The 9,938-nt window shown below is 75.0% G+C and carries 8 protein-coding genes; 6 read left to right on the top strand and 2 right to left on the bottom strand.

Going from position 1 to position 9,938, the window contains the following annotated elements:
- The first annotated feature begins 204 nt into the window (after positions 1 to 204).
- Positions 205 to 744 carry a MerR family transcriptional regulator gene (locus tag MXD60_RS04830; RefSeq protein WP_248817734.1) on the top strand — a complete coding sequence of 180 codons (540 nt, stop codon included), beginning with the start codon at positions 205 to 207 and terminating at the stop codon, positions 742 to 744.
- A gap of 19 nt (positions 745 to 763) precedes the next feature.
- Here the strand turns inward: MXD60_RS04830 and MXD60_RS04835 are convergent, their stop codons facing one another.
- A complete protein-coding gene (locus tag MXD60_RS04835) occupies positions 764 to 1,249 on the bottom strand; it encodes a phosphatase domain-containing protein (protein ID WP_368861178.1) in 486 nt (161 codons plus the stop codon).
- A gap of 728 nt (positions 1,250 to 1,977) precedes the next feature.
- Between MXD60_RS04835 and MXD60_RS04840 the strand changes: the two genes are divergently transcribed.
- The 5 genes from MXD60_RS04840 to MXD60_RS04860 all read left to right on the top strand — a co-directional run bounded on the left by MXD60_RS04840 (position 1,978) and on the right by MXD60_RS04860 (position 9,161).
- A complete protein-coding gene (locus tag MXD60_RS04840) occupies positions 1,978 to 5,088 on the top strand; it encodes an FtsK/SpoIIIE domain-containing protein (protein ID WP_248817736.1) in 3,111 nt (1,036 codons plus the stop codon).
- 301 nt (positions 5,089 to 5,389) lie between these two features.
- Entirely contained in the window at positions 5,390 to 6,712 is a 1,323-nt protein-coding gene (locus MXD60_RS04845; protein WP_248817737.1) for a hypothetical protein, read from the top strand.
- 6 nt (positions 6,713 to 6,718) lie between these two features.
- Positions 6,719 to 6,982, top strand: a complete 264-nt coding sequence (locus MXD60_RS04850; protein ID WP_248817738.1) for a hypothetical protein — start codon at positions 6,719 to 6,721, stop codon at positions 6,980 to 6,982.
- A gap of 271 nt (positions 6,983 to 7,253) precedes the next feature.
- Positions 7,254 to 8,777, top strand: coding sequence for an alpha,alpha-trehalose-phosphate synthase (UDP-forming) (locus MXD60_RS04855; protein ID WP_248817739.1), 1,524 nt, complete (start codon positions 7,254 to 7,256; stop codon positions 8,775 to 8,777).
- 189 nt (positions 8,778 to 8,966) lie between these two features.
- Positions 8,967 to 9,161 carry a hypothetical protein gene (locus MXD60_RS04860; RefSeq protein WP_283097811.1) on the top strand — a complete coding sequence of 65 codons (195 nt, stop codon included), beginning with the start codon at positions 8,967 to 8,969 and terminating at the stop codon, positions 9,159 to 9,161.
- 85 nt (positions 9,162 to 9,246) lie between these two features.
- Here the strand turns inward: MXD60_RS04860 and MXD60_RS04865 are convergent, their stop codons facing one another.
- Complete coding sequence (locus MXD60_RS04865; protein WP_248817741.1) at positions 9,247 to 9,789, bottom strand: SixA phosphatase family protein; 543 nt, start codon at positions 9,787 to 9,789, stop codon at positions 9,247 to 9,249.
- Positions 9,790 to 9,938: the final 149 nt, after the last annotated feature.

Consider the following 9,938-nt stretch of genomic DNA (forward strand, 5'->3'; position numbering starts at 1 on the left):
CGCGCTCGCCCGGTGGTAGACCGGGTGATGATCCGCGGCGCAGCCAGCCGCGTCCGGCGCCGAGCCGGAACGCGGGGCAGCGGTGGAACTGACTCGACCGGACCGGTCCGTGCGTGGCGACGGCACCGGCCGACCGGCCGTCGGGACGGACCCGGATCGATCCGGAGGATGGGGCTGTGACATGGCGGCGAAGTGCGTACGACGATGATCGAACAGGGTCACCTCTTCCCCGACGAGATCCCCGAGCCTCCCGGGGACGACGTCGGGTATCGCGGGCCGACCGCCTGCGCCGCCGCGGGCATCACCTACCGCCAGCTCGACTACTGGGCGCGGACCGCACTGGTCGTGCCCAGCGTTCGCGGCGCGTCGGGATCCGGTAGCCAGCGGCTCTACTCGTTCCGGGACGTCCTCGTCCTGCGCGTGGTCCGCAAGCTGCTGGAGGCCGGCGTGTCGCTGCAGAACATCCGGGTCGCGGTGGAACACCTGCGCACCAGGGGAGTGGCCGACCTGGCGCACCTCACGCTGATCAGCGACGGTTCGACCGTGTACGAGTGCACCTCCGACGACCAGGTGATCGATCTGGTCCGCGGCGGCCAGGGCGTGTTCGCCATCGCCGTCGGCCGCGCCCTGCGGGACATGCGCGGGCAGCTCGCCGAGCTGCCCTGTGAGCGTCCGGGCGAGCCACCCGCGACCCACCCAGGCGACGAGCTGGCCACCCGCCGCACCCGCCGCAGTACCGCCTGAGAAGCGGCCGGCGAGCCCGTCAGGTGCGGCCCTCGGTCTCCTGGGCGTTGCCCAGGGTCGACTCGTACTCGAGCCACTGCGCCCGCAGCACGGGCCAGCCGTCGGCCCGCAGCAGGTCGACGACGGCGGGATCGTCGTCCACGACCACCGCGACCTGCCGGTTCGCGCCGAGCTCGCGCAGTTCCGCCCGTTTGAACACCCGCGCCGGGCGCCGGTCGTCGTCCGGGCGCATCCGCAGCTCGCCCGAGGGCAGCCCCTGCTCACGCAGCCAGCGCGAGGTCGCCTCCCGGGAGCGTTCCGGCCGGCCGGTCAGCCAGACCACCTCGTGGTCGAGGGCCAGCCGCCGCACGAGCTCCACGCCCTCGGTGAGAGGTGGGTCCGCCGGGGCGGCGGCGAAGAAGGCGTCCCAGTCCCCGGGCCAGGAACGCAGGTACTGGAGCCGGTGCCGGACGTCGGCCACCACCCCGTCCACGTCGATGACCGCGAGCGGCCGCTGCGCCGGAATCGGCGCGCCGCGCCGGGTTCCGCCGGCGCCTGGTGCCGTGCCGCCGCCGGCGGGGGTGCCGCCGGTGCTCGCGGCCAGGCGGTCGAGGCCCGTCGCCGTGCTGCCTGTCGCCGTGCTGCGTGCCGCGTCAGCCGCGTCCGTCACGAGATTGCCTCCCCGGGTGGGCTTCCGCCCCGCTGTCCCCTCGTCGTCCCGACCCTGGCATCTTCTGCCGGATGGTGCTGGTCCGCGGCACTGGCCGGGAGGGGACGTGATCGATGTTCGGGCCGCGCTCACCTCAAGGTCATGCGCCAGCGAAACGCACGTGACCCCTCGACGTCCTGTCGGTTCGTTCACAGGTGGTCCCACCGTGGTCGACGCCGCGGCCCTCGCCGCCCGAACGGGCGGGCCGTCCGACCCGTAGGCGCGTTCTGGGATGTTTGCCCGTGCGAACGTGTCATGGTCGAGTGTGGACCGCGCCGGGTGTGGATCATGTGGTGTGTGGGTCATGGAGGTCTGGGAGTTCCGGCGGTCCCGCGGACGTCCGGGGCGCCCGTGAATCTCGTTGACGCGTGGTCGCCCGTGGGCACGTGGTCGGGCGGCGCGGGGTGGGACGCGAGGACGAAGGTCGTCGACTGGTACGAAGGTCACGTGCCGGTGGTGGCCCGTGCGCGAGTGCGGGGCAGCCTGCCAGCGCGGCCGCCGGCGGGTACCCGCCGGCGGCGGGCCGGGGAGGGGAGGTTCGGACGATGGCGGGTACGCGCCGCGCGCGCACGCTGGTGAGCGGGATTCAGTCGTCGCTGGGCGCCGCCCTGGCGCTGGCCGATCGGCTGGAGGAACAGGCGGACGACCTCGAGCGCGGCGGCGCGGCGGCGGACGGGCCCGGCCTGGCCGGCGCGGGCGGCGCGCCGCTCGGCGTCGAGGCCGAACTGGCCGAGGCGCGCGCGATCGCGCGCGGCCAGGCGCCCGGGTTCGCCGGCGCGTCCTGGTCGGCCCCCGACTGGCGGCGTGGGCCCTTCGGCGTCGGACCGCCCGGCCCCGGCGGTCCGGGCGGCGGCCAGCGGCGCTACCGCCCGGGGCTGTGGCAGGTCGGGCAGGTGGTCGTCCCTGCCGAGGGGGCGGACGGCGGGCACAGCACGGTGCCGCTCGCGGTGCCGCTGCTCGATGCCCGCAACCTGCGGATCGAGACCTCCCGCGCACAGCGCGCCGCCGCCGTCGACCTGGTCCGCGGGCTGCTGACCCGGATCCTCGCCGCAGCCCCCGCGGGCCGCGTCCGCCTCGTCGTCTACGACCCGCACGAACTCGGCGCCGGGCTCGCCGGATTCGCCCCGCTGCGCGGGGCGGGCGTCGCGGCGGCCACCATCACCAGCCGCGCGCGGCTGGAGGAGCGGCTCGCGGAGCTGTCCGCCGAGGTCGGGCGGATCACCAGCGAGCGCCTCGCCGGGCGCTACGACTCGCTGCGCGACCGGGAGAGCGCCGGCCAGGGCCGCGCGGAGCCGTGGCTGGTCCTGGTGCTGCTCGGCGAGCCACGGCTGTACGACGAGGGGGCCAGGTCGCTGTCGGCCGTCGCCGCCCAGGGCCCTGCCTGCGGCGTCAGCGTGATCTCCATCGTGCAGCGCGCCGTGCCCGGCCCGGACGCGGTCGAGCTCGCCGACGCCGCCGACGCCGCGCACCCGGGGGACCCGGACGCGGACGAGTTCGATCTCGACGACGAGGAGACTGACCCGGTCGCCGACCCGCTGCCCAACTCGGTGACGTTCACCGCCGTCGACCTGCTCGTCGACCGACCCCACTGGCGTGACGCCCGTCCCGGGCAGTGGCGCACCTCGCTGACCGGCCTGCTGCCCGTCGAGCTCGACGAGGCGCCCCCGACCGAGCTCGTCACGGCCGTGACCACGCAGGTCGCCGATGCCGCGCGGCAGGAGGCGTCCCGGCCGCCGGGCATCGTGGACCTGCTGCCGACGGCGCTGTGGGGTTCGGACAGCGCCGCGGGGGTCACGGTGCCGGTCGCGCTCGGCCAGGACGGCCCGGTGAGCCTGACCTTCGACGACGACACCGTCCACGCGCTCGTCGGCGGCCAGGCCGGCGCGGGCAAGTCGACCCTGCTGCTCGACACCGTCTACGGCATCGCCGCCCGCTACGGCCCCGACCAGGTCCGGTTCCACCTGCTGGACTTCAAGGAGGGCCTGGAGTTCGCCCAGTTCGCCGGGGGCCCGGCCGACCCGTTCTTCCTGCCGCACGCCGACACCGTCGGCATCGAGAGCGACCGCGAGTTCGGCGTGGCGGTGCTGCGTGCGGCGCGCGAGGAGATGCGCCGCCGGTCGGTGTCGATGCGGGCCGTCGGCGCCCGGGACCTGCGCGGGCTGCGGACCGGTGACCGCACCTCCGCGTGGCCGCGGATCATCGTGGTGGTGGACGAGTTCCAGGTGATGCTCACCCCGCTGGACGAGATCGCCCGCGAGGCCGTCGCCCACCTGGAGGTGCTCGCCCGCCAGGGCCGCGCCTACGGCATCCACCTGCTGCTGGCCAGCCAGACGTTGTCCGGCATCGACGCACTCGACTCCACCGCCGGCAAACGGGGATCGATCTTCGGGCAGTTCGCGCTGCGGGTGGCGCTGCGCACCTCGATCTCCGAGTCCCGGGTCCTGCTGTCCACCGCGAACGAGGCGGCGGGGGCGCTGTCCGGGGTCGGCGAGGCGATCGTCAACCGGCGCAACGGCCATCCGGCGGGCAACGAACACGTCCGGGTCGCCTTCCCGGATCCCGCGGTGATCGCCCGGCTGCGGGACCAGCTCGCGACGGCCACCGCCCGCAGTCTGCCCACCGCCGCGCCGCCGCGGGTCTTCGTCGGCCACGCCCCCGCGATCCTCGACGACAACACCGTGTACCGGGCCCTGGACGGCCGGCCGGCGTCCCGGGCGGTCGAGTCCACCCGCGGGCAGCCGGCGGGCACGATCGACGGCGCGGTCGGCCATGGAACAGACCGGGCCGGAGCCGGCGCCGAGGCCGGACTCGTTCCCGCCGGGTTCGCGGTCGGCGGCGCCGCCGCCGGGGCCGGTGCCGGTGCGTGGGGCGAGGCCGACGCACCGGCGGACCGCGACGAGCGGCCGGGCCCCGGGGGCGACCCGCTCGCCCTGGTCGGCGTGCCCGTGGACCTCGCCCCGGCCGCCGTGGGCGTGCGGTTCGCCGCCTCGCCGGGGCGGCATCTCGCTGTGCTCGGCCCGCTGCGGCGGGAAGCCATCGGCATGGTGCAGGCGGCGGCGGCCAGCGTGGCCCGGCAGCTGCCGACCGGCGGCCTCATCGTCGAGATCGTCGCGGCCGAGCCGACGACGATGGGCGCCGCACAGGTGCTCGCGAGCCGGATCCGACGGGCGGACCATCCGGTCCACGTGGTCGACGTCACCGGGCTGCGCGGCGTGCTCCTCGCCGCCGCGGACGACACGCGGGCCCGAGAGGACGCCGCCCTCGCCGGCCGCGGCGGGGCCGCCCCGCCCCTGCGACTCGTGGTGGTCTTCGCCATGGACGCCGGCCGCGCCGCCCTGGAGGCCAAGGACCCGGCCAGCCGCCGGGCCGGCCTCGACGACCTGCGCACCGTGACGCGGCGCGGCCCCGCGCAGGGCGTCCATCTGATCGGCTGGTGGCGCGGGGTGTCCCGGATGTCGGAGGATCTCGGCCCGGTGAACCGCGACGACATCGCGGCCTGGGTCGCGGCCGGCGTACCCGGCAACGAGCTGTTCGCCCTCGCCGGGCATCGTCCGGTGCCCGGCGGGACGATGCCGAACCGCGCGGTGCTCTTCGACCGCCACACCCAGTCCGAGCCCCGCACCGTGGTGCCGTTCGCTCCACTGGTGCACGGGTAGGCCGGCGATGATCGGGAAGGATGATCCGCGCGGAGAGCCGGAAGCGGTCACCGACGCGTGGTCGCGCGGCCCGGACGGTCCGGCCGGCGGCTGGCGACCCCGGGCCGGCGACCGGCAGCGGGAGACGAGGGGAAGCGCGGAACCGACCGGTGACGGAGGAGCTGCCGACGCCGCCGGAAAGTCCGCGCGGCGGGGAGAGGCAGGCGTCACCGGAGGGCCAGGGGGCGCGGGAGGGCCGGGGATCGCGGGAGGGCCGGGGATCACGGGAGGGTCAGGGGTCGCAAGAGGATGGAGCACGATCGTGGCGGGAGCTGAGCGGACTGATCCGGCCGATGCCTGGTCGATCGCGGGGTCATGGCGAGACGTCGACACGCCGGCGAGGACGCCCGTCCCCGAGCGGCGCCTGGCGGAGCGGACGGGGCTGACGCAGCCGGGTCCGGGCGAACGCGGACCCGCGGTGGGCGCGGGCCCGGCAACGGGCGTGGGTGCCGGCATCGGCACGGGCGCGGCCGGCGAGGCTGTCCCCGGCGGCCTTGTTTCGGCTGGTCCGGTCCCGGGCGCGGGCCTCGCCGACGGTGGCGCTGGTGCGACCGGGGGCAACGAGCTCGCACCGGAGCTGGAGGATCCCCTGCTGGTGGCGCTGCGCTACCGGCGCATGCTCGGCGCCTCCGACGTGGCGCGCGCACGGGCCGGCCGCGACGCCCATCAGCGGCGCCAGGGCAGCCGGGCGCAGGCCCGCCGGCACCGGGACGCGGCGGCGGACATCCGGCGCCGGGTGGGCACCGTCTGGGAGCAGGTGGCCGAGCCGCTGGCCCAGTACGGCCTGACGGACCTCGACCAGCTGCGGCCGGCGGGCGAGACGGCGGGCGAGACGGCGGGCGAGACGGCGGACGGGCGGGTGTCTCTCGGCAAGGGCCGGGCGAACCTCAGCATGGGCGATCCCCGGGGCGGGGCGGGCGGTCGCCGGCCCGGCACTCCGCTGGCCCACGCCGGGCGTGAGCGTGCCGTGGGCCGAGGCGGGACGGGCCGCGCGGGGCGCCACGGCGACGGCGGCCCCCGGCGGGAGCGCGCGGGGCTGGCGGGTGGCACGGCGGGGGCTCAGGGCGGTCGGCGTCGCCGGGGTGGCGAGGCCCCGCCGGCGGCCGGGGCGCCCGTCGACCCGCGCACGGCGCCCCGGCAGGCCTACGAGCTCTGCCTGGACGCGATGAGCAAGGCAGCCGAGCTGCGGGCGGTGACCAAGGGCGGTGGGTCGGCGTCCGCCGGGCTGATGACGGCGCTCGCCAGTCTGCTCAGCCTGGTCCTCGTCGGTCTGCTGCGGATTTTCGCGCATGCGCCCGGTCTGCCCTGCATCATCGGAGCGATGCTCGTGGCCGGGGCACTGGTCGCCGCCGCCGCAGGGGCGGAGGGCGGGCCGAAGGCGGTCCTGCGGGCAGCGATGCTCGGCGCGGGCTGCGCGTCGGTGGCGGTGCTCGCGACGTTCCGGCTCGCGCCGACGAACACGGTCGCCGTCGCCGGTGCGCTTCTCTCACTGGCCGCGGCGGCCCGGTTCGGTCTCGGTCTCGGCGCGCCGGCGGAGCAGCAGTCGGCCTCCGGCGCGCGGGCCGGCGGGTCCAGGAAGGGATGAGGACAGGTGTCAGGCACGATCGCCGACGTCAAGGCGCAGCTCGACGAGGCGTTCCGGCGGACCGAGGAGGTCGCCGGCCAGCTCGAGGGCGCACTGAGCATGCTCGAGGAGGCGCAGGCGATGGTGATCGCGGCGACCGACGGCAGTGAGCACCGGGCCGTCGACCAGTTGACCAGTGCCCTCGTCGAGACGCGTGACACATTGCAGATGTCGCTTGCTTCTCTCGGATCGGCGGTGCAGGAGGTCCGCGACTACCGAGACGGCCTCTGAGACCACTAAAAGTCACGAAATCGCCGACTGGTGATAGCCGACCGCTATCGGACTGCCTGACCACCCTGCGTCTCATTACTCCGTGATGTCGGGCAGATGTGCGTGGTGACCAGATGAAGGTCTGGGTAACAACGTCCTGGGCGCCCTGCAACGCGGTGCATCCGCATCCGGGGCTCACTACAGTCCGGATTGTCCCCGTGCGCCCGGGCGCTGGCGCCACCAAGGGCACCGGACGCCGAGTACCGCCCGTGACCAGGAGGCTGCATCCGCCGTGTCGGACTTCAACCCCCTAAACCTGCCTCTCGTGCTCCTGTCCAACCGGGGTCCCGTCAGCTTCGACCGTGATACCACCGGTCGCACCGTCGGCCGCGGGGCCGGCGGCCTCGTCTCCGCCCTGTCCGGGCTCGCCGAACACCTCGATGACGCCGTCTGGGTGTGCGGCGCCGCCAGCGAGGAGGACACCGCCGTCGCCGGGGAGAACCCCGACAGTTCCATCGTCGTCCAGACCCATCCGCAGCCGCATCTCATCGTCGACGGTGAGCCCGACGGCCCGGCCATCCGGGTACGGCTCGTCGTGACCGACCCGACCGCGTACGCGGACTTCTACAGCGTCTGGTCGAACCCGATCCTGTGGTTCATCCAGCACGGGCTCTACGGCCGGTCGCTGTCGCCGGTGCTGACCCAGGCCGAGCACGACGCCTTCGAGAACGGCTACGCGGCGGTCAACCGGGCCTACGCCGACGCGGTGGTCAGCGAGGTCCGCGCCCGCGGTGGCAAGGCGCTCGTCCTGTTGCAGGATTATCACTTCTACCTGGTCGCCGACTGGGTCCGCGAGCAGTGCCCGGACGTGGTGCTCACGCACTTCGTGCACATTCCCTGGCCGGGGCCGGACGAGTGGCGCATCCTGCCGGAGGACATCCGCCAGCGGCTGCTGCGCGGGCTGCTCGGCAGCGACGTCGTCGGCTTCCACACCCGCCGCTACGCCCGCAACTTCGTGCTGTGCGCCGCGGAGCTGCTCGGCCTGCCGGTCGACCTGGAGCGCCTCACCGTGACGGTGGGGGACCGGGTGGTCCGGGCCCGTTACTACCCGATCTCGGTGGACCCCGCCGCGCTCGACGCCACCCAGGCCTCCGGCGAGGTCGCGGCGCACGTCGCGATGCTGCGCTACCTCTTCCTCGACCACGACCGCCAGCTCATCCTGCGCGTCGACCGCACCGATCCGAGCAAGAACGTGGTGCGCGGGTTCATCGCGTTCGGCATCCTCCTCGACCAGCATCCCGAGCTGGTCGGCAAGGTCAGCTTCCTCGCCCTGCTGCAGCCCAGCCGTACGGACGTGCCCGAGTACGCCGACTACATCGCGCTCATCGGCGGCGTCGTCGCGGAGATCAACGCCCGGCACACCAAGGAGGGCCGCCAGCCGATCGACCTGCGGATGGTCGAGGACTTCCCGCTCGCCGTCGCGGCCTACTCGATCTGTGACGTCCTGATCGTCAACGCGATCGCCGACGGCATGAACCTGGTGGCCAAGGAGGTCGCCGTGGTCAACCGGCGCGGCGGGGTGCTCGCCCTGTCGGAGATGGCCGGCGCCCACGAGGAGCTCGGCGAGTTCGCCGTCACCCTGCAGCCGTTCGACGTGCAGCAGATGGCCGACGCCCTCTACACGGCGCTGACCATGCCGATGGAGGAGCGCCACCGTCGCCTCGCCGCGGCGGCGGAGCAGGTGCGCACCCACGACGTGCGGCGCTGGCTCGACGACCAGGTCGTCGACCTGCGCCGCATCGCTGGCTTCGTCTAGGCCGCCGCCAGGACCGGCGCGGTGACGTCGGCGGCGGGCCGGGCCACCCCCCGCGAAAGGGCCGCACGGCCCGGTCAGAGACGTCACCTCGCGGGGCCGCCGCGGGGCGCTCGCGGGTAGTCTCGCAGCGGAACACGGTGTGGCTGGACCGCCGCTGGGCGGTCGGCGCAGGGATGGACGGGAGTGGACGTGGCGAGTGAGACCGGGCACCACAAGGCGAACACGGGTTCGTGGCTGTGCGTGTTTATGATCATCGCGGGCTTCATCGCCGGTGCCGTGGCGCTGCCGCTCGCCTCCATGCCGCTGTGGATCGTGACGGCGGTGCTGCTCGTCGGCGGCGCGGCCGTCGGCCTGGCCTCGCGCATCATGGAGCAGGCGTACTGAGCGCAACCTGACGGCGGATCGTCCCGGTCGCCTCGCGTGTGCCGGGACGGCGCCCTCCTGCGGCCCGGGCCCGGCCGCAGGGTCGTCAGTCGCCGGCGCCCGGCGGCCCGGGTGTCCCGCGCAGCTCGCGCGGAGTGACGTAGGAGACCAGTCGGGTGGACTGCTGGCCGAGCTCCGCCCAGCGGGACACCTCAAGATCCTCGACGGCGAGGGCCGCGGTCGGAAACGTCGGGATCCGGGCGCGGTCCTCGGGCGCCAGCAGCGCCACGGCGAGGGTGTGGATGCCCGGGTTGTGTGCCACGAGCAGCACGCTGGGCACCCCGTCGTCGATCTCCTGCAGCCGTTCCAGCAGTTCGCGTGCCTCCGCCAGATAGAGGCGGTCCTCGACGAGCACCGGGACGCTGGCCGGCAGCGCGTGGGCGAGTCCCGCCACGGTCTGCCGGGTCCGCACCGCGGACGAGCAGAGGATCAGGTCCGGCGCGGAGTCCTGCGCGGCGAGATGGCGCGCGAGGAGGTCACAGGCACGCCGGCCGGACTCGGACAGGGGCCGGTCCGCGTCCGGGGTGGCCGCATCGGCCCAGTCGGACTTCGCGTGGCGCAGCAGCATGAGTCGGCGTGGCGCCGTCATCGCAACCCCCCACCCGTGGCCGCGGCGCGGTGCGGGACGGGGGATGGGCCAGCCCGGCTGGTCAGGCCGGCTGGCGAGTCCAGGTGTTCCACGATCTGACGCCGCCTCCTGCGCTCGGCCGCCCGCGGGCGACACCGCGGGTGGGTCCT

The organism is Frankia sp. AgB32, assembly GCF_023243045.1.
In the GTDB taxonomy this organism is placed as follows: Bacteria; Actinomycetota; Actinomycetes; order Frankiales; family Frankiaceae; genus Frankia.

Excerpts from the sequence above, each read along its gene's own strand:
- MXD60_RS04830 (WP_248817734.1), top strand. The coding sequence starts at position 205 with ATGATCGAACAGGGTCACCTCTTCCCCGACGAGATCCCCGAGCCTCCC.
- MXD60_RS04840 (WP_248817736.1), top strand. The coding sequence starts at position 1,978 with ATGGCGGGTACGCGCCGCGCGCGCACGCTGGTGAGCGGGATTCAGTCG.
- MXD60_RS04865 (WP_248817741.1), bottom strand. The coding sequence starts at position 9,789 with ATGACGGCGCCACGCCGACTCATGCTGCTGCGCCACGCGAAGTCCGAC.